The sequence below is a fragment of the Plantactinospora mayteni genome (assembly GCF_016862935.1).
Lineage (GTDB): Bacteria > Actinomycetota > Actinomycetes > Mycobacteriales > Micromonosporaceae > Plantactinospora > Plantactinospora mayteni.
Genome location: NZ_BONX01000003.1, coordinates 238,866 through 262,729, shown reverse-complemented (window position 1 = coordinate 262,729; position 23,864 = coordinate 238,866). Strand labels below are relative to the sequence as shown.

The window sequence follows — 23,864 nt, the reverse complement described above, 5'->3', positions numbered from 1 at the left end:
TCAACACCTCGGGCGGATCAGTCCGGATCGATGGGGTGGGAGTAGGGTAATTTATCCGGATCGATTCTTATTTGCGGGCGCGCGGGTCAGCCGAGCCGGCCGCTGTGCGCGGCGAGGAGCGCCCGCAGCGGTGCCGGATCGGCCCCGTCCAGGCCGCGCTTCGGCAGTACCAGCATGGCCGCGCCCCGGCGCCGCGACGCGAGCAGTACGAACGACCGGCCCGTCTCGACGTGCAGCGGGTGCATCGACCAGCCGCTGCTCATCTCCCCACTGACGTTCCACACCCGTACGCCGGCCTCGCTGACCGTGGCGGTCATCGGCTGGGTCAGCGCCGGGTTCGCCCGGACGAGCAGCCACAGATGCAGGCGGTAGATCAGCCGGGGGTTGCGGAGAAACCGACGCAACAGGAAGTCGACCCCCATCACGACCGGCATCAGTACGACCAGCAGGGCGCCGACCGCCAGTGCCACGACCGTCGAGAACTCCCCGGCCAGCACGGACTCCACGACGACGGTCGCGACGGCCAGCGGGGCCACCAGGGTGGTCGGCCAGCGCAGGTACCAGGGGGTGTGGAAGTTGCGGGACTGTGCGGCGAGACCGTCGAGCAGGTCGTCGGTGGTGAGGGTGTAGTGCAGCGTCGATCCGCCCGTCGCGACGTTTTCCGAGGTCATGGCGGGGCAGCCTAGCCCGTCGGCGATCGGCGGTGTGCGTGGACCGGTCCGGTGGCAGGCTGGCCCCGCCAGGGCTAGCCTTCCCGGAGCCTCCCATCCGGTGGCCCAGGTCGGCACAGTGGTGGTTGCGATTTGTTGCGACGACAGGGAGTTCTCTTGCGGTATCGACTACTGGGCCAGAGCGGTCTGCGCGTCTCCGAGCTGTTCCTCGGCACGATGGGCTTCGGTACACAGGGCGGGGTGGGCGCTCCGTTGCCGGTCGCCCGCGACGTCCTCGACGCGTACCTGGACGCGGGCGGCAACGTCGTCGACACGGCGGTCAACTACGGCGGTGGGGAGAGCGAACGGATCCTCGGTGAGCTGCTGGTCGGGCGGCGGGACCGGGTGGTGCTGGCCACCAAGTACACCGCGTCGCGGGACAGCACCGACCCGAACGGGTACGGCAACCACCGGAAGAACCTCCGGCTCTCCCTGGAGACCAGCCTGCGGCGGCTGCGTACCGACCACATCGACCTGTACTGGGTGCACGTGTGGGACCGGCACACGCCGATCGAGGAGACGATGCGGGCGCTGGACGACGCCGTGCAGGCCGGCAAGATCCTCTACCTCGGCATCTCCGACGCGCCGGCCTGGGTGGTCAGCCGGGCGAACACCCTCGCGCAGTGGCGCGGCTGGGCGCCGTTCGTGGGCCTCCAGGTGCCGTACAACCTGCTGGAACGGGACATCGAGCGGGAGTTGCTGCCGATGGCGGAGGCGTTCGGGATGACCGTGGCGAGCTGGTCGCCGCTGGCGCACGGCCTGCTCTCCGGCCGGCACACCCGGGCCGGCGGCAGTGCCGGAAACCGGGCGGGCGGCAGTGCCGGCGATCGGGCCGGCGAGGGATTCGAGGCACTCAGCGGCCGGGAGCAGGCGGCGACGACGGCGGTACAGGAGATCGCCGACGAACTGGGCGTGACGCCCGCGCAGGTGGCGATCGCCTGGACCAGGGCGGGATCCCGGGCGGTACACCCGATCTTCGGGGCGACCACCGTCGCGCAGCTCAAGGAGAACGTCGGCGCGGTGGACGTGGCGCTGCCGGCCGAGGCGGTGCGGCGGCTGTCGGCGGCGGTCGAGTTCACCGCCGGCTTTCCGGCCGACTTCATCGCGAGCTGCGAAGAGACCGAGTGGCTGGTCGGGCCGAACGCCACCCGCCTCGACGGGCGCTGACCCGCCGACGGGTGCGGCATCCAGACCGCCCCGGCGACCGACCGCCCCTGCCGGGTCGGCGTGACGGAGCGCCTCCGCCTAGGCTCCCAGGAGACGTGGAAGGAGTGGGGATGCCGGCGACGACGGTGGCGGACTTCTGGTTCGACCCCTCCTGCCCGTACACCTGGACGACCTCGCGCTGGCTGCTGGAGGTGGCGAAGGTCCGGCCGGTCGAGCCGCGCTGGCACCTGATGAGCCTGTCGGTGCTGAACGAGGGGCGGGACGACGATCCGGAGGGCGACCCCGAGGGCTACCTCTGGGTGCCGGTGCGGATCTGCGCGGCGGTGCGCCAGAAGCACGGTCCGGAGGCGCTGGCCCGGCTCTACACCGCGATGTGGACCACCGCGCGGGGCGACGGGGACTGGCTCGGCGACCTGCACACCGCGCTGGACGCCGCCGGCCTGCCGCGCGAGCTGGTCGAGGCCGGCATGTCGACCGGGTACGACGACGCGGTGCGCGCCTCGCACGCCGAGGCGATCGCGCTGGTCGGCGAGCACGTCGGCACCCCGATCATCGCGGTGACCGGTACCGACGGCCGCCGGATCGCCTTCTTCGGCCCGGTCATCTCCCGGATCCCCACCGGCGAGCAGGCCGGCCGGCTCTGGGACGGCACGCTGCTGGTGGCCGGCGTGCCGGGCTTCCACGAGCTGAAAGGTGCCCCGCACGCCGAGCCGCAGCTCGACTATCCGGGTTGAGGCTCGACTATCCCCAGGTTGAGGCTCGACTATCCGGGTTGAGGTGAGTTCTCGCGGTCCCGGCGCCAGCCGAGCAGCCGGTGGTACGCGGCCAGCCCGTCCGGTACCCACGCCCACTCGGCCAGCCGCCGCGCCAACTCCTCGTCGGTCAGGAACGCGTGCCAGGCGACCTCCTCGACCTGCGGGTCGACCGGAGTCGCGCAGCGCACCTCGTAGACGGCGGACCACCAGGTGTGCTCGGGAGTCTCGTAGAGGAACCTGAACAGCGGCGTCGGCGCGGGCAGGCCGGTGACACCCAACTCCTCCTCGGCCTCGCGCCGGGCCGCCTCGTCGTACGTCTCACCGGTGCCGACGACCCCGCCGACGAACATGTCGTAGCGGGACGGGAAGACGAGCTTCTGCGCGGTACGCCGATGCACGAAGATCCGCCCCGACGGGTCGCGGGCCAACACGAAGACGGCCCGGTGCCGGAGCCGGCGGGCGTACGCCTCGCCGCGTGGGGCCTGCCCGACCACCCGGTCCCGCTCGTCGACGATGTCCAGGATCTCGTCCGCCGATCGTGCCACGGGACTACTCCACCTCCACCGCCTCGTACGTCAGCACCAGCTTCTCGGTCAACACGCCGGTGCCGCCGCTGGTGATCGTACTGACCTCCAGGCGCTTCGGGCTCACGCCCACGAGTCTGTAGCGCTTGACCGGCGTACCCGTGGCGTCGAGCACGAGCACGGCGGCGGCGGATCCGCCCTCGCCGCCCTGGCCGGCGCGGATGTCCGCGATCCACCCCTCGAAGCTGTTGCCGTCGCGTCGCGGCCGGACCAGGGTCAGTTCGCCGTCGTGCGGCCGGCCGGGCACGGTGTGGATCACGTACTTGCCGTCCGGGGTGTTCGACTTGAACTCGACGACGTCCTGGCCGAGTCGCAGGCCGGAGACCTCGGTGATCTGCGAGATCACCGTCCCGTCCAGGTCGAGGGCGAACGAGTGGCCGACTGCGACGTCGTGCTCGGGTAGTGGCATCTCTGCCTCCTCGGTGCCGGTGTCGGCACGGGGCGTGACAACCGGTGTCACCAGATAACCAGGTCCAGCCGCTCCCGGGCAGTCCCCAATTCGGCGGGTCCTGTCGGGGGCGGACCGCCGGCCCGGAGCGGGTCGGCCCCACTCCGGCTCAGCCCGGCCACTGCCACCGGGCGACCATCGGGTGGTCCTCGCCGTACCGTCGGGTGTGGTCGCGGCACTCCTGTCGGGCGTCGACCATCGCCTGACGCAGGTGGGCGGCCCGGGTGTCCAGCCCGGGTACCCGGTCGATCACGTCCATGACCAGGTGGAACCGGTCCAGGTCGTTCAGCATCACCATGTCGAACGGCGTGGTGGTGGTGCCCTCCTCCTGGTAACCCCGGACGTGCAGGTTGACGTGGTTCGTCCGGCGGTAGGTGAGCCGGTGGATCAGCCAGGGATAGCCGTGGTAGGCGAAGACGACCGGCCGGCCCCGGGTGAACAGGGTGTCGAACTGCGGGTCGGCCAGCCCGTGCGGGTGCAGGCTGGCGGGTTGCAGCCGCATCAGGTCCACGACGTTGACCACCCGGACCCTCAGCTCGGGCAGGTGCCGGCGGAGCAGGTCGGCGGCGGCCAGCGTCTCCAGCGTCGGTACGTCGCCGGCACACCCGAGCACCACGTCCGGCTCGGCCCCGGCGTCGGTACTGGCCCAGTCCCAGATTCCGAGCCCGCGCCGGCAGTGCAGCTCCGCCTGCGCCATCGGCAGCCAGTTCGGCGCGGTCTGCTTGCCGGAGATCACCACGTTGATGTAGTGCCGGCTGCGCAGGCAGTGGTCCATGGTGCAGAGCAGCGTGTTGCCGTCCGGCGGCAGGTAGACCCGGACGATCTCGGCCTTCTTGTTGGTGACGTGGTCGATGAAGCCCGGATCCTGGTGCGAGAAGCCGTTGTGGTCCTGCCGCCAGACGTGGCTGGAGAGCAGGTAGTTGAGCGAGGCGACCGGGCGGCGCCACGGGATGTCCCGGGTGACCTTGAGCCACTTGGCGTGCTGGTTGAGCATCGAGTCGACGATGTGGATGAACGCCTCGTAGCTGGTGAAGAGGCCGTGCCGGCCGGTCAGCAGATAGCCCTCCAGCCAGCCCTGGCAGAGGTGTTCGGAGAGCACCTCCATTACCCGCCCGCCGGGGGAGAGGTGGTCGTCGGCCGGCTCGGTCGCGCCGACGAACACCCGGTCGGTGACCTCGAAGACCGAGGCGAGCCCGTTCGACTCCACCTCGTCCGCGCCGAAGAGCCGGAACCGGTCCGGGTTGGCCGCGATGACGTCCCGGAGCCAGCCGCCGAGCACCCCGGTCGCCCCGGTGGAGGGGCTGCCGGGCCGGTTCACCTCGACGGCGTACCGCCGGAAGTCGGGCAGGACCAGGTCGCGGAGTACGACGCCGCCGTTGGTGTGCGGGTTCGCGCTCATCCGCCGGTTGCCGCGCGGCGCCAGGTCGGCCAGCGCCGGAACGGGCGCGCCGGTCGCGTCGAAGAGCTCCTCCGGCCGGTACGACCGCAGCCAGCGCTCCAACTGGGCCAGGTGCCCGGGGTCGTCGCGTACCCCCTCCAGCGGGACCTGGTGGGCCCGCCACGTCCCGGCGACCTGCTCGCCGTCCACCTCGCCCGGCCCGGTCCAGCCCTTCGGAGTGCGTAGCACCAGCATCGGCCAGCGGGGTCGCTCGACCGGCCCGCCCCGGCGGGCCCGCCGCTGGATCTCGGCGATCTCGGCCAGCGCCCGGTCCAGGCAGGCCGCCAGTTCCCGGTGCACCCGGCCCGGCTCGTCCCCGGCCACCAGGTACGGCCGGTAGCCGTAGCCGCGCAGCATGCCGAGCAGGTCCTCCTGGGGCAGCCGGGCCAGCACCGTCGGGTTGGCGATCTTGTAGCCGTTGAGGTGCAGGATCGGCAGCACCGCGCCGTCCCGGGCCGGATCGAGGAACATGGTGGAGAGCCAGCTCGCGGCCAGCGGACCGGTCTCCGCCTCGCCGTCCCCGACCACGCATGCCACCAGCAGGTCGGGGTTGTCGAACGCGGCCCCGTAGGCGTGCGCGAGCGAGTAGCCCAGCTCGCCGCCCTCGTGGATCGACCCCGGCACCTCCGCCGCCACGTGGCTCGGAATCCCGCCGGGGAAGGAGAACTGCCGGAACAGCCGGGCCATCCCGGCCTCGTCCCGGCCCACCGACGGGTACAGCTCGGTGAAGGTCCCCTCCAGCCAGGTGTTCGCGACGATCGCCGGAGCGCCGTGCCCCGGGCCGGTCACCAGCATCGCGTCCAGGTCGCGGGCCACGATCAACCGGTTCAGGTGTACGTAGACCAGGTTCAGCCCCGGGTCCGTACCCCAGTGGCCCAGCAGGCGCGGCTTGACGTGCTCCGGCCGCAGCGGCTCGCGTAGCAGCGGGTTGGCCAGCAGATAGATCTGCCCGACGCTCAGATAGTTGGCGGCCCGCCAGTACGCGTCGATCCGGCCCAGTTCCTCGTCGGTGAGCCGGGACTGCGGGTCCAGCACGGTCTCCATCACCCGAGCCTGCCCCGGCTCGGGCCGACCCGCGACCGGAACGGCCATCCCGGGGCGCTCACTCCTGGATGTACACGCCGTGCGCGCTGCGTACCACCACGACCGGCGAGGCCGAGTGGTAGAGCATCGCCTGGCTGACCGAGCCGAGCATGCCGCGCCACGGTTCGTCGCCGCGCGCGCTGACCACCACGAGTTCGGCCCGGCGCGTCTCGTGGGCCAGCGCCGACTCCGGGTCGCCGGTCCGGACCTGCTGGTCGACCTGGACCGAGGGGTACTTCCGCTGCCACGGCGCGACCGCCTCGGCGAGCTGCTCGACGACCTCGGGCGGCGGGGCGCCGTCCGTACCGTCCGGGTCGCAGACCTGCACCACGACCAGGTCGGTCGAGTGCCGCGCGGCGGTGTCGAAGGCGTAGTCGAGGGCGCTCAGCGAGCTGGCCGAGCCGTCCACCCCGACCAGCACCGGCCCGGTCGACGGCAGTTGTTCCCGGGCAACCAGCACGCTGCAACCGGCCCGGGCCGCGAGCTGTACGGCGGTGGCGTCGGAGGCCGCCGGCACGTCGGGGTCCACGGAGAGCCCGCCGTCGCCGATCACCAGCAGCGCGGCGGAACCCGACTCCCGGAGCAGGGTGGTGATCACCGGTCCCTCGATGAGCGCGCAGGAGACCTCGACCCCGGGCTGCGCCCCGGCCGCGGTTTCGGTCGCCCGGCGCAGCAGTTCCTCGGCGGGGCGGCGGGGCTCCTCCGGAATCGGTTCGGACGGGTCCGCCACCCAGTTGAACGCGTGCACGACGCGCAGCGGGCGGGAGTGCAGCGCCGCCTCGCGGGCCGCCAGCCGGACCGCCGCCATACTCAGCCGGGAGTCGTCGACCCCGACCACGACCAGCGCGTCCTGCGGCGCGCTCACCGTCGCCCCGCGGTCACTCGGCCACCGGCCCGCCACCGACTACGTGACGTGTCTTCTGCACCAGCCGAGAGTATCCGGGCGCTGCGGCGGCCGTCGCCGGATTCGGCCAGTACGCCCGCGCGGTGGATCGTTCGATCAGTGCTCGACCCGCAGTACGGCCATCGTGGCGTTGTCCCGACCGCCCGCGACCAGCGTGTCGGCGAGGATGCCCCGGACCGTCTCGGCGAGGCTGCCGGTCGCGCCGAGCCGGTCGGCCAGCCGCTGGTAGTCGAGCTGTTCGGCGACCCCGTCGGTGCAGAGGCAGTAGACGTCGCCGGGCCGCAGCGCGACGTTGAGCAGGTCCGGCTCGGGCATGGCGGGGTGGCCCACATAGCGGGTGAGCTGGTATCGGGCGGTGGCGGCGGCCGGGGAGTCCGCCGGATACCAGCCGTACACGGCACCCAGCCAGGCGGCCGTGTGGTCGACGGTGAGTAGTTCGAGCAGCCCGTCCCGGAGCCGGTACGCCCGGGAGTCGCCGATCTGCACGATCCAGCCGGAGAGTTCGGCCGCCCCGGCCGGGCCCGGTGCCGCACCGCCCGGCGCCGAGCGGGCGACCGGCGCGGTACGCCGTGATCCCTGGTCGGCGACGCCCGGCTCGGCGGGGAACGGCACCTCGGTGACCGTGCCGCCGAGCGTCGGAGTCGAGCCGGCGTGGCCGAGCGTCGGAGTCGAGCCGGCGTCACCCGGTCCGGTGGCTGGTGGCACGACGACCAGGCCGGTGAAGGTGCAGCCGGTCAGCTCGTCCAGCCCGCTGCCGGCCGCCCGTACCCGGGACTGTGCCCGGGCCATCGCGGCGCGGAGCTGACCCGGGCCGATGTCGGGAGCCGCCGCGCGTACCCCGGCGACCATGGTCTCCATGGTGGTGCCACCGGCGATCGTGCTGCCCCGGCCGTCGCCCATCCCGTCGGCGACCGCCAGGAACGGGAGCACCGGGTCGACGTGCAGTACGTCGAAGTTCGCCGAGTAGCGCTGGCCGACCCGGCTGCCCCCGGCGACGCTGAGCCGGTGGCCGGCGAGCGGGTACGAGCGGCTGACGTCGCCCTCGGCGGGCATCCGGTCCGGACCCGTCAGAGGGCTTCGGTGCATGGCGGGGAGGTTAGCAGGATTTGCCTACCGGCCCGGGCGGTATATGCGAATCCTCGCAAATCTCCGCTGCTGCCGGTTCTGTGCCGGCTCGGCCCGGTCCCGTTGCGCCGCGCGGGGCGGACTCGACTGCGAGGATGGAGCGGTGAACCTGCCCGACGTGCTGCGCCGGTACCGGCTGCTCGCCGTCGTGCGGGGCGACGATCCCGACGCGGCGCTGGCCAGCGTACTGGCCTTGGCGGAGGCCGGGATCGCCCTGGTCGAGGTGTCGCTGACCTCCCGGGACGAGGTCGGGGTACTGGTCCGGGCCCGGGCGGCGTTGGGCCCGGACGCGCCGCTGGGCGCCGGTACGGTGCTCACCGAGGCCGACGTGGTGCAGGCGGAGCAGGCCGGTGCGTCGTTCGTGGTGACCCCGGGACTGGTGCCGGCGGTCGCCGAGGCGGTCCGGCTCGGGCTGCCCGTCCTGGTCGGCGCGCTGACCCCGACCGAGGTGGTCGCGGCCAGCCTGGCCGGGGCGGCGGCCGTGAAGCTCTTTCCCGCGTCGTTGGGTGGCCCGGCCTATCTCCGGGCGCTCCGGGAGCCGTTTCCGGACGTCCCGTTCGTGCCGTTCGGTGGGGTGGACGTCGAGTCGGCTCCGGAATACCTGTCGGCGGGCGCCGTCGCGGTCGGCGCCTCCGAGTCCCTGCTCGGTACGGCGCCCCAGGGCGGTGACCTGGCCGCACTGCGGCTGCGGGCCACCGCGTTCCGCGCCGCCGTCTCCTGACCGGGCGCGACACAGCGGTGTGCCGGTGAGGGCTCCTCGTGCCGATCGTGTCAACTGGGGTTGACAGAGATGGCGCTGTCAACCTAAGTTGACACTATGAGTCAGGCAACGGATCTGGCGGCGGCGGCCGGCAGCACCGATCCACGGGTCGGGTTGCGTGCCGTGCTGGCCCTGCGCCGGTTGTTGGAACGCCTGGAGGTCGTCCAGGTCGACAACGCCCGGCGCCAGGGCTGGTCCTGGCAGGAGATCGCCGACGCACTCGAGGTCAGCAGGCAGGGAGTACACAAGAAGCACGCCGGCCGCGGGTCGGCGCGTACCCAGGGAGGGGCATGATGTTCGAGCGGTTCACGGTGCAGGCCCGGGACGTGGTCCGGGGGGCCGTGGCGGCGCGCGAGCGGCTGGGGCACCGCAACGTCGGCACCGAGCACCTGTTGCTCGCCCTGCTCAACGGGGAGAAGAGCCCGGTCGCCGGGCTGCTCAACCAGGCCGGCGTGGACGCCGCACGGGTGACCGAGGCGATCGACCGGAAGGTCGGCCGTGGCACCGAGGAGTTCGGCGACCGCGACGCGGAGGCGCTCCGCTCGATCGGGATCGACCTGTCGGCGGTGCGCTCCAAGCTCGAGGAGTCGTTCGGCGAGGGTGCCCTGGAAGCGCCACCGGCCCGGTCGGCCCGGCGGGGTCTCCTCGGCGGCTGGGACTTCTCCAACCGGTTCTCCGCCCGGGCCAAGAAGGTGCTGGAGCTGGCGCTGCGCGAGGCGGTCCAGCTCCGGCACCGGGAGATCGGCGCCGAGCACATCCTGCTCGGACTGCTCCGCGAGGGGAACGGGCTGGCCGCCCTGGTGCTGACCGAGGCCGGGGTGGACCTCGCCGAGCTACGCCGCCGGACCCTAGACTCCTTCCGCACGGCCGCCTGACCGGCACCGGCCCGGAGCGGCTCGGGTCGGCTGGTCGCCGACCGGGTCGGCTCGGAGCCGACTGGCCGGTCGAGGTCGGCGGCCCGGCCCGATCGAGGTCGTCCCGGGCCGCCGGGGCCGGTCGACGGCGCGGACTCCTCGGCGGTCGGTCGACGGCTCAGACCGTCGGGCGGGCGGTGTCGAGCTGTTCGCGGAGGATGTCGGCGTGCCCGGCGTGCCGGGCGGTCTCCTCGATCATGTGGGCGTAGATCCAGCGCAGCGAGACCCGGCCCAGCCGGGCGTGCGGCGCGGTGTCGTCGAGGGCGAACCGGGCGGCGACCCGACGCGACTCCGCGCACGCCTCGGCGTACTCGGCGAGCAGGCTCTCGACCGTGTCGTCGGGGTCGAGGGTCCAGCTCGGGTCGCCGCCGTCCACCCAACCGGCGATCTCGACCGGCTCCCGCTGGGCCAGCCGGCGCTGGAACCAGCTCCGCTCGACCACGGACAGGTGCTTGAGTAGCCCGCCGAGCGTGGTCAGCGAGGGTACGAGCCGACGCCGGGCATCCTGGTCCGACACCTCGGCGATCTTCTCCGCGAGTTCCCGCCGCTGGCAGTCGAGGAACGCCTCCCAGACCGCCCGTTCACCAGCGGTGGCAACCTGTTCCTCGGGCGCGAGCGGCGGATCGATCATGCGGTCACTGTAGCGACCGACGGCGCTGCCCATCGGACGTCCGTGTGCTGTTACTCCCCCTCCAAGGGGAGTAACAGCACACGGTGACCCGTGTCGACCTGTGGGTGGGTGAGTAGCTGGACGGCTCAGGTGCCGAGCCCGACGTCGCGGGCGAGCAGGGCCGCCTGGACCCGGTCTGCGACACCCAGCTTGGCGAAGATCGCGGAGAGCTGGTTGCGTACGGTCTTCTCGCTGAGTCCGAAGTGCCGTGCGATCTTGGCGTTGGTGTCGCCGAAGGCGAGCCGGCCGAGGATGTCCCGTTCCCTGGCGGTGAGCTGGTTGAACGGGGCGGGCAGCTCGACCGGCCCCCGGTTGAGCGCGGTCAGCACCGACGGCCCGATCCCCGGCCCCAGCACCACCCCGCCCTGCGCGACCGTACGCAGCGCGTCGATCACGGCGTCCGGATCGGTGTCCTTGAGCACGTACCCCCGGGCGCCGGCCCGCAGTGCCCGGGCCACGATCTCCTCGTCGTTGGCCATGGTCAGCATCAGCACCTTGGTCTCCGGGCGGGACTGGATGATCCGGGCGGTGGCGTCGACACCGTCACCGTCCGGCAGCGTCACGTCCATCGCGATCACCTCGACCCGCTCGCTGACCGCGGTGCTGATCGCCTCGGCGGTGGTCGCGGCCTCGAACACCTCGCTCACCCACGGCTCGCCTTCGAGCATGGTGCGCAGCCCTCGGCGCACCACCGGGTGGTCGTCGACGATGAGGATCCGTCCACCGTGCACCATGCTCGTCGCCGCCTCTGCCCGCACATCGCATTCTGTGCGCAGCCAGTGACCGGCAGAAAGGCATCGCGGGGCAGGGCTGCGCATCGCGGGTTCAGCGTAGCGGGCTAGCCGATCCGGCCGGCGTCGCTGTCCGGACTCTGGCTGCCGGTGACCGGCGGGGCCGTACTGGCGGGCTGTGCCGGCCCGCCGCGCGGCTGCGGCAACCCCGACTCCGGGCCGGCGTCGACGGATCGGTGGGTCACCCCCCAGCGGCCGTCCGGGTTGCCGGTCCCGGGATCGGTCCTGGTGTCGCCCTCCGTACGGCCGGTGGTGGCGGCATCTCCGGCCGGTGGGTCGGTGGCCTCCCGGCCGAGGGTGGCTGGGCTGTCCTGCGTCGCCGTACCCGTCGCCTGGTCGGGTACGGTCGGCTGGAACGGCAAACGCACCTGGATGGACGTACCATGTGGACTCGTCGGGGCGATGTCGAATTCGCCGCCGAGTTCGGTGGCCCGTTCCCGCATCGAGTCGAGGCCGACACCACCGGGCCGGCGCGGGCCGAGTCCCACCCCGTCGTCCACGATCTCCACCGTCAGCGCCCGGTCCCGGTGCACGTTCACCCGGCAGGTGCTCGCCTGCGAGTGCCGGGTCACGTTGTTCAGCGCCTCCGCGACGATCCGGTACGCGGCCACCTCGATCGCCGCCGGCAGCCCCTGGAGGTTCCCGTCGACCTGCAACCGGACCGAGAGGCTCGGGCCGTCGAACCGGCCGCACTCGTTGCGTAGCGCGGCGGCGAGCCCCCGGTCCAGCGCCGGTGGTCGGAGCTGGTCGACGAGCTGGCGTACCTCGGCGGTGCAGGTCTGTAGGTCCGTGGTGAGCGCGTCGAGGATCCGGCCGGTCCGGGGCTGCCCGGCGACGAGCTTGTGCGCCGCCCGGACCTGCATGGCCATTCCGGCCAGCGTCGGGCCGAGCCCGTCGTGCAGGTCCCGGCGGAGTCGGCGGCGTTCCTCCTCGCGGGCGGTGATCAGCCGCTCCCGGGACTCCTGTAGGTCGTGGATGAGCCGGACGGCCTCGGCCGCCACCGCCGCGTGCACCGCCAGGTCGCCCAGCAGCCGGCGTTCGACCGGGGTGAACCGGCTCGCCGCGCTCCGGTTCGCGACGAGCAGCCGGCCGACCCGTTCCCCCCGGGTCACCATGTCGAACGCCTCGACCGGAGTGTTCGCGACACCGTGCGCGGCGAGGACGCGCGGCCCGTCCCGCCCCTCGACCTCGACCGCGACGTGCGGCACCCGCAGCGACCGCGCGATGGTGTCGGTCAGCAGCGGCAGCACCGCACCCGGTTCGACGGTACGGCCGAGCAGCTCGCCGAGCCGCGCCATCACCTGGTACGGGTCGTCCCGGTCGCCGTAGAGCAGCCGGTTGACCCCCCGCTGCACCCGACCCCGGGCCGGCTCGAAGGCAACCGCGATCAGCCCGGTCGCGACCAGCGAGGCGTTCGAGGTGCTGCCCGCCATCAGCAGGTCCCGCAGCAGGGTGATCAGCCCGACGAAGGCGGCGATCACCAGCAGGCTCATCACCAGCCAGACGATGGTCCGGTTGATCACCTGGTCGAGGTCGTACAGCCGGTAGCGAAGTACCGCGACGGCCAGCCCGATGGGTATCGCCACCACCATGATCACCCAGGCTCCGGGCAGGTTGATGACCTCCAGCACGAGCCCGAGGAGCAGCAGGACCGCCGACGCCAGCAGGCAGGCGAGCTGGGCCCGGGTCTCACCGTCGGCCCGCCGCCAGCGCAACACCAGCGAGACCAGGGTCGTGATCAGCCCGAGTACGGTCACCCCGATGGCGAGGAGTGCGACCAGTACGAGCGTCCGAGCCCGCTGCGTCGGCGCCGGCTCCGGGTCGCTGACCAGGCTGTAGGGGTCGTCCAGGGCGGCGGTCGCGTAGGCGAGGGCGGCGACGATCGTCCCGCCGATGATCACCACGGCGACCGGACGCCAGCGCCGCGAGGGCAGTCGCCCGTCCGGGAAGACCAGCAGGGTGAGGAAGATCAGCCCGTACGGGACCCACCACGTCCACTGGCTCAGCCAGGCGAGTGGCAGCCAGGTTCCCCAACTCTCCGCGAGCACGGCCACGCTCGCCGCCCCCCCGGCGGCGAGCATGAGCCGGCCCACGAGATGCCCGGGCATCCCGATCAGTACCAGTACGCCCAGCACGGTGAACGCGACCGCGATCACCGCGGTCTCGCCGGTCTGTTCGACCCAGAGCCCGCGGTCACTGACGTACTGCCCGACCACCACGAGCGCGACGACGATGGCTGCCCCGACCAGCGCGGCGACCCTGCGTGTGGGCCATCGTCTGGTGTCCTCGGTGGACGTCACCCCTGCTACCCCTGTCCGATCAAGTTCTCAGTGTGTCCAGCCGGCGGCGTGCAGTGAGTTGTGGAACCAGCCGCCCCGATCCATCAGCCGGACGCCTCCCGCCGGGGAGTCGCCGCCCGGGAAGTGCGCGGCATCTTCGGTCAGCGTGCCGCCGCCGAGCTGCGGCAGGGCGGCGATCGCCTCGTCCGCGGTCAGCCCGGAGTCGACGACGATCTCCGGGTGCCGGCGGATGTAGTCCCCGACGTGCTGGACGACGGCCTGCAACCGGCCCTGGATCAGCTCCGGGTCCGGGTCCTCGAGCGTCGGCACCAGCCCCTCCAGCTCCCACGAGTGGCTGAGTACCGGCGCGAGTCGACGGCCCGCCTTGTCGAAGAACTCCAGGCCGCCCTGGGCCTTGGCGCCGATGTCCTTCTCGCTCAGCATCTCCGCGACACTGCCGTAGGCGTGCGCGAAGCTGTTGTCGCTGGCGATGACGATCGGTTCGATCTCCGTCGGGCGAACCGGACGAATCGGCTTAGCGGTCATGACACTCCCCTCGTAATCCAATCTCGACGGTCTTCGCGCTGGTGGCGACGGTTTCCTCCCGCAGCCTAGGCCCGGTGTCCAACGGGCGCGGAACGGTCCGTCGGCTCAGCATTCTGTCCCGTCGTACGTCCCGCAGGCCCGGGACCGGTGTCCCAGTCCACTCGGGAAAATCCGGCCTGTCTCCGTACGGTCCGGTACCCGACCGGATCTTCGACGGCTACCCGACCGGAGCGCGGCGTCGGCACCCGGCCGCACGTACTCGATATCGGGTCGATGCCCGGACGATGCGCCGGACCGGCACTCTCGTCGGCGGTGCCGGCTCGCCACTCACCACGGCCGGCACTTCGCCAACCGCTAACCGGGGAGAACTATGAGGCCCGAGTCGTCGGCAACCGCGAGCCGGAGTTCCGGCCTCGCCATGCCGGTGCGCGGGTGGACCCGGGCAGCGGCCCGCCGCGCGGCATGGTCCGGGCAGCGTGAGCCGGCCGACTTGCGTGAGCCGGCCGACCTGACTGAGCCGGCCGACCTGACTGAGCCGGCCGACCTGCGTGAGCCGGCTGAGCTGGTCGGCGAGCTGCTGGACCGGATCAGTCTGGCCGGCTGGACCGTCCAGCAACGGGCCGGGCGGACCGTGGTCGCTCCGGCGCTGCCCGTCAACCGGTCGCAGGGGTGGAAGCTGCACGTCTCGGCGACGCCGTCGAACGCGCCGGAGGTGCTCGCCGCGTGCGTGCCGGTGCTGGTCGAGACCGGTACCGCGTTCGCCTTCGTGGCCACCACGGCGGGACTCGCCGAACTCAACGGTCCCCGTTCGCCACGGGCCGGGGCCGGAAAGTTCCTCACCGTCCACCCGGCGACCGACGAACTCTTCCGGGAGCTGGCGAAACGTCTCGACGAGGCGACGGTCGGCTACGTGGGGCCGGCCGTCCTCTCCGACCGCCCGTACCGGTCGGGCGGGGTGGTGCACTACCGCTACGGCGCCTTCGGCGGGGTCGTGGTGCTGGACAACGACGGCCGGTACCGGCGCTGTCTGGTCGATCCGGAGGGCAACCTGGTCGAGGACCGGTGCGAGCCGGTCTTCCGGCCACCGGCCTGGGTCGAACTGCCGTTCGACTCCGTGCCGGAACGACCGGCCCCGGCGGTGCTCGGGTCGCCGGTGTGGCCGGCCGGTCCGACCGGGCCGAGTTGGTCGGTGGCGTCGATGCAGGTCCTGGGGACGTCTACCGCCGATCCGGTCATCGGGTCGACGGGGACGGCCGGGTCCGTGGGGGGCGGACCGGGGGACCCGGCCGGGCCCGGGGTTCTGGCTCGGTCGGGGGGCTCGACCGAGTCGGAGGGCCCGGCCGGGTCGGGGGGACCTGCTCGGTCGGGGGGAGACGCGCGGTTTGGGGAGTCCGCGCGGTCGGGGGGACCTGCCGGGTCGGGGGGCCCGGTCAGGCCGGCGGGGGCGGCCGGGTCAACGGGGGCGGTCGGGTCGACAGGTACGTGGGGGCCTGTCGACCCGACCGGACCGGCCGAGGTCCTGATCGGCGGCAGGTACGCGGTCACCGGCGCGATCCGGCAGGCGAACAAGGGCGGCGTCTACCGGGCGCGCGACCTGCGTACCGGGGTCACAGTCCTGATCAAGGAGGCCCGGCCGTACGTCGGTGCCGACGCGTACGACCGGGACGTCCGGGACCTGCTCGGGCACGAGGCGCGGGTGTTGCGACACCTGCTCCCGCTCGGCGTGACGCCCCGGCCGCTGCGCGAGTTCGTGCAGGGCGACCACCGGTTCCTGGTCGAGGAGCTGCTTCCGGGGCGGCCGTTGTCCACCGACCCGCCGGACCTTCCGGTGGCCGGCCCGGACCGGCCCGGCTGGCATCACCTGCTCGACCGGCTGGCCCGGCTGCTCGGGGCGGTGCACCCGGTCGGGGTGGTACTCCGGGACCTGGCGCCGGAGAACGTACTGCTGTTGCCGGACGGGGAACTCCGGCTGGTCGACCTGGAACTGGCGGCGTTGCGTACCGGCGGACCGGACGACTGGTCGTACCTCGACCTGCGGCACTCCGGCGCGCCCGGGTACGTCGCTCCGGAGCAGTGGCGCGGCGCGGCGCCGGACCCGGCGGCCGACCTGTTCAGCCTCGGGGTGCTGGCCCTCTGGCTGGCCGGCCGGGTCTCCCCGGCCGGGGTCGACATGGCGGGCGGCGGTTCGTCGGTCGGGTCCGTCGGGCTGCCGGCACGATCGCCGGAGGAGTGGGCGGCGGCGCTGCTGGAGCCCTCCTTCGGCGGGCCACCGGTTCCGGCACCGCTGCGCCGGATCGTCACCGGCCTGCTGCGCGCGGAGCCCGCCGACCGGATCGGGCTGGACGAGGTGGTCGCGCTCTGCGCCGAGGCATCCGACGAGGGCATCCGTCGAACGGACGAGCCCGTGATTTCGGGCGCCGGCCCCGGCCTCGGCCCCAGCCCCAGGTCTGACCCCAACTCCGGCCCCGATGGGCAGGCCCTGCCAGAGGCGGTGGCCACGCTGCCGGACCCGGAGGCGGTGGCCACGCTGCCGGAACGGGAGGCGGTGGCCATGCTGCCGGAGTCGGAGGCGGTGGCGACGCTGCCGGAATCGGCCTGGTGGGGACTGGTCGAGGAGGTCGTCCTCCGGCTCGACCCGGCACCGGGTGCACGGTCCACTGTCGACTCTGGGAACCGGTCGGGCGCCCGGTCCACCTTGCCTGCCCGGCCGGCCGGTGCCGGCTGGCCCGGCTGGGCCACCGGGCCGTTCTGGGCGGCGCCGGGACCCGACCGACAACTCGCCCCGGTCCGGGGATGTGCGGGCATCGCCCGGTCGGTGGCGGCACTGACCCGGCTGGTCGTCGACCGTCCGGCGACCGGCGAACCCGCTCGACCGGCCGGCGCGGCACGGGTGCTGGACCTCCTGCTGGACCGGCTGCTGCACTCGCTCGACGGTGAACCGCAGCGGTTACCCGGACTCTCCGCCGGATCCGCCGCCGCCGTCTGGGCGCTCAGCGACGCCGGGCGGCTGCTCGGCCGGCCGTACCTGGTGGACCGGGCCGTCGAGCTGGCGCTCCGGTTGCCGGTGCGCTGGCCGGACCCGGGACTCGGTAACGGTCTCGCCGGGCTCGGCACCGGCCTGCTGCGCGTGTGGCAGCACACCTATCTGCCCGCGCTGCGCGACCGGATCACGGCGGTGGCCGGACACCTGCTCGACACCGTCGACCCGGGCGGCGCGATGGTGTGGACGGTCGACCCGTCGTTCGACTCCGTACGCGCCGGGCTGCGGTCGTACGGCCTTGCGCACGGCACCGCCGGAATCGGCGCATTCCTGCTGGCCACCGGGCATCTGCTTGGTCGGCGGGACCTGACCGCCGCTGCGGTCCGCTGCGCGGAGACCCTGCTGGACGCCGCCCGGCCTGTCGACGGGAGGGCGCACTGGCCGACCCCGTCCGTCGGCACCGGATCCGAGCGGCGGGCCTGCTCCGACGACCCGGCCGGGATCGGCTCCTTCCTGTCCCGTGCCTACGTCCACACCGGCGACTCCCGTTACCGGGACGCGGCGGTGGCCGCCGCCCGCGCGGTCACCACGAGCCGGTGGCCCCGGCACGGTGGCGGCCGGGGCGCGGGGTACCTGCCCGGGGGCGAGCCGGGGTCGGCTGGTGACGGCGAGTTCCTGCTCGACCTGACCCGGGCCACCGGCGACGCCCGGTACGCCGCATGGGCCGAGGCGCTGGCCACGAGGTGGTGGGCGACCGGCGCCGGCCCGGCCGGGGGTACCGATCGGCCGGACGGGCCGGAGCGGCCGGGTACCGACGATCCCGATCCGGCCGGCCGACTGGCCTTCCTGCTCCGGCTCCGCCTCGGCGGTGCGCGACTGTTCCACCCGGACCCGGCCGTGGAGTCGGGTTACCACGGGACGGATCAGCCGGTCGGCACCCCGGTCGGAGCCGTCGGGATACCGGCCTGGCGGAGCGGATCCGGCCGGCCGGTCACGCCCTGCGCCGGCGGCCCAACCTGCCGCTGCTGACGACCCGGATGCGTTGACGGTCCAGGTGCGCTGACGGCCCGGATGCGTTGACGATCCAAGTGCGCGGATAGGCCCGGGCCAGCGCCCGGAACACGGTGCTCGGCGCGGCGACCGCCGGAGCGGTGGCGGCCGGAAGCGCTGACCCTCGGAGCGGTTACGGCCAGCGTGGCGACCGCCGGGGCGGTGGCGGCCGGCTCGTTCAGCGGGCCGGCTGCGGGAACAGCGGTGCCAGCCCGTCGAGCAGGCGTTGGAGGCCGAACTCGAAGAGACCGTCGAGGTTCAGGTCGATGCCGGGTCGGGTGGCGGTCCTGGCGAGCAGCGGAAACGAGCCGGCGGCGAAGAGTGCCCCGACGGCGGCCTGCCGGGCGCGCATCCACTCGTCGTCGGTGACCCCGGTGTCCTGTTCGGCTTCGGCCTCGCGTTCCAGGTTCACCGCCGTGCCGCGTACGTAGTTGGCTGTCGTTGCCGCCACGTGCAGCATGGTGTCGAGGTCGAGACCACGGTCGCTGACCGCCCGCATCGTCCACTCGGTGTGCGCCATGGCGTTGGGCGCCAGCAGGGGCCGGGTGAGCGAGACGACCTGGGCCAGCCACGGATGGCGCCGGTAGATCGCCCACTGGAGCCGGCAGACGAGTTCGAGTTGGGCCCGCCAGCCCGGTGGCGGTGGATCGGGCAGGCTGTCCTCGCCGAACGCGGCGTCGGCCATCAGCAGCACCAGGTGGTCCTTGCCGCGTACGTGCCGGTACAGCGACATCGTGGCGACCCGCAGTTCCGTCGCCACCCGTCGCATCGTCGTCGCCGGCAGCCCCTCGGCGTCGGCGATCCCGGTCGCAGCACGGACGATCTGTCGCTGGCTCAGCTCCGCCTCGGGGCGGCGGGGCACCTGTCGGCGCTGGCCGGTGGCGGACGGCTGGCGGCCCGCCGGAGCGCGGCGATCGGCCGGCGGGGTGGGCCGGGACCTGCCGGCCGCGACCACGGTCCCCCGGCCCGGCACCGCCTCCACCAGACCCTCCTGGCGGAGTGTGCTCAGCACCCGGGTCGCGGTCGCCATCGCGACGCCCCAGTCCCGCATGATCTGCCGGGTCGACGGGACCTGGTCGCCCGGTCCGAGGTCACCGGAGTCGATCCGGGCGCGGAGCACGGCGACGATCCGCAGGTACGGCGGATCGGGGCGGGTCACGGTCACCTCCGGTCGGCACGGCCACGCGCAGCGCACTAGAGCACTTGGCGGGTCCGAGCATAGCGGACCGGTTGTGCCCCGCCACAGTTCTCCAGGTCGGCTATGGTGCCACCATCCAGTGCGCTAGTGCCATCCGGCCTGGCCTTTGACGCCCTGTCCGCCGCACGGCAACCATGTACGCCCAAGCCAATCTACGGCGTACGCAGCGGTGCGTACTTCGTGTCGGCGATTCGTCGACGACTTCCGGGAGGACCAGTGCGAACCACCATCCGGGCGATTCTCGCCCGCCTGGCCGGGCCGGCCGGCGCGCGACGCGGCGGGCCGCGCCGTACCCGCGTCCGGGCCATCGCGACGGCGGTCGTGCTGGCCGCCGCCGTCGGCACCGGTACGGCCGTCCTGACCGGCGCCGCCGGCCCGGTCGACCCCGGCCCGGTCGACGCCGACCGGTCCCGGCCGGAGGCGGCGGTGGTGTGGACGGCGGCCGGAGCCGTCCGGGGCAGTGTCGCGGCCGACCACCGCTCGTTCGCCGGCATCCCGTACGCGGCCCCGCCCGTCGGCCACCGCCGCTGGACGTCGCCGCAGCCAGTCCCGCCCTGGTCCGGGGTACGCGACGCGACCCGCCCCGGTGCCGCCTGCGCGCAGCTGCCCGGCCTGCCGATGGACCGGCAGAGCGACTCCGAGGACTGCCTGTACCTGAACGTCACCACCCCGACGGCCCGGCCGGGAGCGAAGCTGCCGGTGATGGTCTGGCTGCACGGCGGGCACTTCCTGTTCGGCCAGGGCGACACGTACCCCGGCCGGTCGCTGGCGGTACCGGGCCAGGTCGTCGTCGTCACGCTGAACTACCGGCTCGGCCCGCTCGGCTTCCTGGCCCACCCGGCGCTGGACCGGGGGCCCGGACAGCCGACGTCGGGCACCTTCGGGCTGGAGGACCAGCAGGCGGCGCTGCGCTGGGTGCGGGAGAACGCGGCGGCCTTCGGCGGTGACCCGGGCAACGTCACGCTGTTCGGCCAGTCGGCCGGCGCGACCAGCGTCTGCGCGCACCTGGCCGCGCCCGCCTCCGCCGGTCTCTTCGACCGGGTGGTCATGCAGAGCAACTCCTGCACCAGCCCGCTGCCCGGCCGCCAGGAGGCGGAGCGGCAGGGCGCCGCGTTGGCCGGCGAACTCGGCTGCGCCGATCATCCGGCCGGGGTCGCCGACTGCCTGCGCGACAGGTCACCGGCCGAACTGCTGGCCAAGGCCGGCTACCCGGGGCTCGGGTTCGACTCCGGTCCGTCCGCCGGCGGATCGGTGCTGCCGGTCGACCCGGCCCGAGCGCTGGCCACCGGCCGGTTCCACCGGGTACCGGTGTTGACCGGGGTGACCTCCGACGAGTACCGCGCCCAGCTCTGGGGCATGGAGCGGTCGGGCGCGAACTGCCCGGACGGGCCGGGCAGCGGCCGGTGCGCCCTCACCGAGCGGCAATACCAGGAGCAGCTCACGGCCACCTTCGGGGCGAAGGCATCCGCCGTTCGGGACCGCTACCCGCGAGGCGACCACGGCTCCGCCAGCGAGGCGCTGGCCGCGGTGCTGACCGATTTCGAGTACGTCCGTCCGACGCTCGACGCCGCCGCCCGGTTCGCCGAGTACGTGCCGAGCTTCGTCTACGAGTTCGCCGACCCGTACGCCCCGTGGTTCGCGGCGGAACCCGTGCCGAGCTTCCCGACCGGCGCCTACCACCTGGCCGAGCTTCCGTACCTGTTCGACGTCGGGTACGCGGAGCCGCTGGACGCCGGACAGCGGAGGCTCGCCGACCAGCTCGTCCGGTACTGGACCCGCTTCGCGCACACCGGCGACCCGAACGGTCCGGGCAGCCCCGGCTGGTCCCCGTATGACGAGCGGTCCAGGTACGTCCAGTCACTCGCCCCGGGACAGGGCGGGATCCGGCGGACGGACCTGGCCGGGGAACACCGCTACGACTTCTGGCGGTTGCTGGACTGATGGTGAGTACGGCGGGCTTGCCCGGCGCGGGGCCGGAAGGCCGGCGGCCGTCCGGCGCGGCGGCGGCTCGGGCGGGTCGGCGGGGCAGAGGATCGGGGTCGCCCGGGGTGCGACCCCGATCCGTCGGATCACCCCGCGCAGCGTTCCCGCTGTCCGGAGCGGTGCGGGCTCGTCGGTGCCACGCCGGGCCCCGACGCGTTCGCCGAGCGGGTTCGCCGCCGGACCGGGTCGCTGCCCGGCCAGCCACTGGACGGTCGCACAGGCCGCCGCCCGGTCCGGGTCGCCCAGTTCGTCGAAGAGTCGCCGGGCGGTCCGGGCCGCCGTCCAGGCCGCGGCGGACTCGGCCCGGGAGAGCAGCAGCAGGGCGTTGCCGAGCGACAGTAGGGCCTGCGCGCGGTCGGCACCGCCGCGGCCCCGTACCGCGGCCCGCCCGTGCTCGACCGCGCGCTGCCACAGCTCGGTGAGCCCGCGCTGGTGCAGGAAGTTGGTAGGTGCCACGGCGAGCCGCCAGGCCAGCTCGGTGTCGCCGAGTCCGCCGGCCTGCCCGGCGGCGCCGACCACCAGATGCCGTTCGGCGCTGAGCCAGCCGAGCGGGTCGGTGTCGACGGCACGCAGCAGTTCGGCGTCCGGCCCGAACCCCTGCGGCAGGCCCAGCGCGCCGGCCGGGAAGACCTGGTCGGGAAGCTGCCGGTCGGCGCGCAGCGCCAGGTCCAGCAGCCACCAGTACGCCCGGCGGTGCGCCGTCGCCCGGATCGGCGGTGGATCGTCGAAGCCGACCCGCTCCCGGGCGTACAGCCGGACCAGTTCGGGCATCCGGTAGCGGGGCAGCCCTGTGCGGCGGTCCGGTACGGGCTGCACCAGCCCGGCGTCGGTCAGCTCGGCGAGAGCCTGCTCGGCGGTGCTCCGGTCGGTGTCCAGCAGCGGGCCGGCGAGCCAGCCGGGGAACTCGGCCACCGGCAGCGTGCCGAGGCGCCGGAGCAGCACCGCCGGACACCCCACCAGCCGCTGGTACGCCCCGGCCAGCCCCCGCCGTACGTCCCGGTCGCCGTCGGCGGGTCGGTCGAGCCGGCGGGTACCGTCGGTGAGCCGTTCGACGGCCTGGGCGAGGGACCGGTCGGCCCCGACCGCCAGCGGCAGTTGCCACGGTCTGGCCGGCAGCTCTCCGTCCGACCGTCCGACCGCCACCGCCCCGACCACGGATGCCCCAACCACAGACGCCCCGACGACAGAAGCCCCGACCACGGACGCCCCGGCGACGAACGTTTCCGGGACCGTTGGTGCGGGGACGGGCGGTGCGGCGGTGACGGGTGCGATGGCGGGTGCGGTGGCAGTGGGCGGTTCCGGTCGGGCCGGGAGAGTCCAGGCGGCGCCCGGGGTGTCACCGGTTTGCCCGGCGGGCTGCTCGGTCGTACCGTCCCGGCCGCTGGGCCGGCGACGGGCCGGGCCGCCCGGTTGCCCGCCCGGCCGTCGACCGGGCATCCCGGCCGGTCGGCGACCCGGTCGTCCGACCAGCCGGCGCCGGGCCGGTGGGCCGCCCGGGCGCCGTCCCGGCCGGTTCGACTCGGTACCGCCCGACTCGACGGCGGTGCCCGGGGGATCTCCCGGCGCCGCCTCGGTACGGTTCGGCACCGGAGCGGACGCCAGGTCGGTGCTCGGGGCGGGTGTCGGCGCCGTCCGGCTCGGCGCGGCGGGTGCCGTTGCCGGGAGGTCGAGCGCGGGATCGCGGTTCAGGATCCGCCGGTGCAGCACCGCCAGTCGCGGGGCGGGCTCGATGCCGACCTCGTCGGCGAGCCGCTGCCGGAAGTCCTGGTACGCCGCCAGTGCCTCGGTCACCCGCCCGGAGCGGTAGAGCGCGAGCACCAGGTCTTCCCGGAAGCGCTCGTTGAACGGATCGGCGGCGGCCAGCCCGACCAGTTCGGTGACCAGGTCGGCGTGCCGGCCGAGGGCGAGTTCGAGTGCGATGCGGCGGGCCCGGATCGCGGCCCGGCGCTCGGTGAGCAGGGTGCCGGCGGTCCCGACCAGTTGACCGGGCACCCCGGCCAGCGCGGGTCCGCGCCACAGGCCGAGCGCGGAATTGAACCACCGGACGGCCTCGGCAGGCCGGCCGGTCGAGGCCGCCCGCTCCGCGTCGGCGACGTACCGCTCGAACAGCAGCGCGTCGAGTTCGTCGGTCGTCGCGGCGAGCCGGTAGCCGGCGGTCTCGGTGAACACCACCGGTCGCGCCACGCCGGCCTGGGCGAGCAGCCGGCGCAGTTGGGACACCACGATGGTCAGTTGGGCACGGGCGGTCGGCGGCGCGTGCCAGCCCCACACCGCCTCGATCAGCCGGTCGGTCGGCACCGTCCGGTTGGCCTCCAGGAGCAGGGTCGCGAGCAGGGTCGACACCCGGGCGCTCCGGATCCGGAGTGGAGCACCGGCAACCTCGACCGACAGGGGACCCAGGATTCTGAACCGCATACTCGTCTCCGCCGCGTCGCCGCGCGACAGCCGTACGACTGCCTGGGGCCGAGCCTTGTGCAAC

General features: G+C 73.8%; 19 protein-coding genes. 7 read left to right on the top strand and 12 right to left on the bottom strand.

Going from position 1 to position 23,864, the window contains the following annotated elements; translation table 11 throughout:
* Positions 1 to 86: 86 nt before the first annotated feature.
* On the bottom strand, positions 87 to 671 hold the full coding sequence (locus Pma05_RS03185) for a hypothetical protein (protein ID WP_203855722.1): 585 nt from the start codon (positions 669 to 671) through the stop codon (positions 87 to 89).
* A 156-nt stretch (positions 672 to 827) separates the two neighbouring features.
* On the opposite strand from Pma05_RS03185, the gene Pma05_RS03180 reads away from it, so the two are divergent.
* Positions 828 to 1,877, top strand: a complete 1,050-nt coding sequence (locus Pma05_RS03180) for an aldo/keto reductase (RefSeq protein ID WP_203855721.1) — start codon at positions 828 to 830, stop codon at positions 1,875 to 1,877.
* A gap of 110 nt (positions 1,878 to 1,987) precedes the next feature.
* The gene (locus tag Pma05_RS03175) at positions 1,988 to 2,611 is read left to right on the top strand and encodes a mycothiol-dependent nitroreductase Rv2466c family protein (protein ID WP_203855720.1); all 624 of its coding nucleotides are present in this window, start codon (positions 1,988 to 1,990) and stop codon (positions 2,609 to 2,611) included.
* Between the two features lie 29 nt (positions 2,612 to 2,640).
* On the opposite strand, the gene Pma05_RS03170 is transcribed toward Pma05_RS03175, so the two are convergent.
* From Pma05_RS03170 to Pma05_RS03150, 5 genes are all read right to left on the bottom strand, one after another.
* Positions 2,641 to 3,177: an NUDIX hydrolase gene (locus Pma05_RS03170; protein ID WP_203855719.1), complete on the bottom strand. Its 537-nt coding sequence runs from the start codon at positions 3,175 to 3,177 to the stop codon at positions 2,641 to 2,643.
* A gap of 4 nt (positions 3,178 to 3,181) precedes the next feature.
* The gene (locus Pma05_RS03165) at positions 3,182 to 3,625 is read right to left on the bottom strand and encodes a phage tail protein (protein WP_203855718.1); all 444 of its coding nucleotides are present in this window, start codon (positions 3,623 to 3,625) and stop codon (positions 3,182 to 3,184) included.
* A gap of 148 nt (positions 3,626 to 3,773) precedes the next feature.
* The gene (locus Pma05_RS03160; protein WP_203855717.1) at positions 3,774 to 6,146 is read right to left on the bottom strand and encodes a phosphoketolase family protein; all 2,373 of its coding nucleotides are present in this window, start codon (positions 6,144 to 6,146) and stop codon (positions 3,774 to 3,776) included.
* A 58-nt stretch (positions 6,147 to 6,204) separates the two neighbouring features.
* Entirely contained in the window at positions 6,205 to 7,050 is an 846-nt protein-coding gene (locus Pma05_RS03155; protein ID WP_203855716.1) for a universal stress protein, read from the bottom strand.
* 135 nt (positions 7,051 to 7,185) lie between these two features.
* Entirely contained in the window at positions 7,186 to 8,175 is a 990-nt protein-coding gene (locus tag Pma05_RS03150; RefSeq protein WP_203855715.1) for a PP2C family protein-serine/threonine phosphatase, read from the bottom strand.
* A gap of 142 nt (positions 8,176 to 8,317) precedes the next feature.
* Here Pma05_RS03150 and Pma05_RS03145 point away from each other — a divergent pair, with 142 nt between their 5' ends.
* The 3 genes from Pma05_RS03145 to Pma05_RS03135 all read left to right on the top strand — a co-directional run bounded on the left by Pma05_RS03145 (position 8,318) and on the right by Pma05_RS03135 (position 9,849).
* Positions 8,318 to 8,935: a bifunctional 4-hydroxy-2-oxoglutarate aldolase/2-dehydro-3-deoxy-phosphogluconate aldolase gene (locus Pma05_RS03145; protein ID WP_203855714.1), complete on the top strand. Its 618-nt coding sequence runs from the start codon at positions 8,318 to 8,320 to the stop codon at positions 8,933 to 8,935.
* Between the two features lie 96 nt (positions 8,936 to 9,031).
* Positions 9,032 to 9,268, top strand: a complete 237-nt coding sequence (locus Pma05_RS03140) for a helix-turn-helix domain-containing protein (RefSeq protein ID WP_203855713.1) — start codon at positions 9,032 to 9,034, stop codon at positions 9,266 to 9,268.
* Positions 9,265 to 9,849, top strand: coding sequence for a Clp protease N-terminal domain-containing protein (locus Pma05_RS03135; RefSeq protein WP_307836833.1), 585 nt, complete (start codon positions 9,265 to 9,267; stop codon positions 9,847 to 9,849). Before Pma05_RS03140 ends, Pma05_RS03135 begins: the two co-directional genes overlap by 4 nt.
* 157 nt (positions 9,850 to 10,006) lie before the next feature.
* Here the strand turns inward: Pma05_RS03135 and Pma05_RS03130 are convergent, their stop codons facing one another.
* From Pma05_RS03130 to Pma05_RS03115, 4 genes are all read right to left on the bottom strand, one after another.
* Positions 10,007 to 10,519 carry a DinB family protein gene (locus Pma05_RS03130; RefSeq protein ID WP_203855712.1) on the bottom strand — a complete coding sequence of 171 codons (513 nt, stop codon included), beginning with the start codon at positions 10,517 to 10,519 and terminating at the stop codon, positions 10,007 to 10,009.
* Between the two features lie 125 nt (positions 10,520 to 10,644).
* The gene (locus tag Pma05_RS03125) at positions 10,645 to 11,316 is read right to left on the bottom strand and encodes a response regulator (protein ID WP_239311583.1); all 672 of its coding nucleotides are present in this window, start codon (positions 11,314 to 11,316) and stop codon (positions 10,645 to 10,647) included.
* Positions 11,317 to 11,396: 80 nt separating this feature from the next.
* Entirely contained in the window at positions 11,397 to 13,649 is a 2,253-nt protein-coding gene (locus Pma05_RS03120; RefSeq protein ID WP_239311581.1) for a sensor histidine kinase, read from the bottom strand.
* A 27-nt stretch (positions 13,650 to 13,676) separates the two neighbouring features.
* A complete protein-coding gene (locus tag Pma05_RS03115; RefSeq protein ID WP_203855710.1) occupies positions 13,677 to 14,174 on the bottom strand; it encodes a hypothetical protein in 498 nt (165 codons plus the stop codon).
* Between the two features lie 370 nt (positions 14,175 to 14,544).
* On the opposite strand from Pma05_RS03115, the gene Pma05_RS03110 reads away from it, so the two are divergent.
* Entirely contained in the window at positions 14,545 to 18,183 is a 3,639-nt protein-coding gene (locus Pma05_RS03110; protein WP_203855709.1) for a class III lanthionine synthetase LanKC N-terminal domain-containing protein, read from the top strand.
* A gap of 199 nt (positions 18,184 to 18,382) precedes the next feature.
* Here Pma05_RS03110 and Pma05_RS03105 read toward each other — a convergent pair whose 3' ends face one another.
* Entirely contained in the window at positions 18,383 to 19,363 is a 981-nt protein-coding gene (locus Pma05_RS03105; RefSeq protein ID WP_239311579.1) for a TetR/AcrR family transcriptional regulator C-terminal domain-containing protein, read from the bottom strand.
* Between the two features lie 255 nt (positions 19,364 to 19,618).
* Between Pma05_RS03105 and Pma05_RS03100 the strand changes: the two genes are divergently transcribed.
* Positions 19,619 to 21,343 carry a carboxylesterase/lipase family protein gene (locus tag Pma05_RS03100; protein WP_203855707.1) on the top strand — a complete coding sequence of 575 codons (1,725 nt, stop codon included), beginning with the start codon at positions 19,619 to 19,621 and terminating at the stop codon, positions 21,341 to 21,343.
* Here the strand turns inward: Pma05_RS03100 and Pma05_RS43385 are convergent.
* Positions 21,260 to 23,800, bottom strand: a complete 2,541-nt coding sequence (locus tag Pma05_RS43385) for an AfsR/SARP family transcriptional regulator (protein WP_203855706.1) — start codon at positions 23,798 to 23,800, stop codon at positions 21,260 to 21,262. The two genes, Pma05_RS03100 and Pma05_RS43385, sit on opposite strands and share 84 nt — an antisense overlap.
* Positions 23,801 to 23,864 lie beyond the last annotated feature (64 nt).

What these genes read in the sequence shown, in the direction of transcription:
- Pma05_RS03140 (WP_203855713.1), top strand. Translation starts at nt 9,032, where the DNA reads ATGAGTCAGGCAACGGATCTGGCGGCGGCGGCCGGCAGCACCGATCCA.
- Pma05_RS03175 (WP_203855720.1), top strand. Translation starts at nt 1,988, where the DNA reads ATGCCGGCGACGACGGTGGCGGACTTCTGGTTCGACCCCTCCTGCCCG.
- Pma05_RS03130 (WP_203855712.1), bottom strand. Translation starts at nt 10,519, where the DNA reads ATGATCGATCCGCCGCTCGCGCCCGAGGAACAGGTTGCCACCGCTGGT.
- Pma05_RS43385 (WP_203855706.1), bottom strand. Translation starts at nt 23,800, where the DNA reads ATGCGGTTCAGAATCCTGGGTCCCCTGTCGGTCGAGGTTGCCGGTGCT.
- Pma05_RS03160 (WP_203855717.1), bottom strand. Translation starts at nt 6,146, where the DNA reads ATGGAGACCGTGCTGGACCCGCAGTCCCGGCTCACCGACGAGGAACTG.
- Pma05_RS03115 (WP_203855710.1), bottom strand. Translation starts at nt 14,174, where the DNA reads ATGACCGCTAAGCCGATTCGTCCGGTTCGCCCGACGGAGATCGAACCG.
- Pma05_RS03165 (WP_203855718.1), bottom strand. Translation starts at nt 3,625, where the DNA reads ATGCCACTACCCGAGCACGACGTCGCAGTCGGCCACTCGTTCGCCCTC.
- Pma05_RS03110 (WP_203855709.1), top strand. Translation starts at nt 14,545, where the DNA reads ATGAGGCCCGAGTCGTCGGCAACCGCGAGCCGGAGTTCCGGCCTCGCC.
- Pma05_RS03135 (WP_307836833.1), top strand. Translation starts at nt 9,265, where the DNA reads ATGATGTTCGAGCGGTTCACGGTGCAGGCCCGGGACGTGGTCCGGGGG.
- Pma05_RS03150 (WP_203855715.1), bottom strand. Translation starts at nt 8,175, where the DNA reads ATGCACCGAAGCCCTCTGACGGGTCCGGACCGGATGCCCGCCGAGGGC.
- Pma05_RS03185 (WP_203855722.1), bottom strand. Translation starts at nt 671, where the DNA reads ATGACCTCGGAAAACGTCGCGACGGGCGGATCGACGCTGCACTACACC.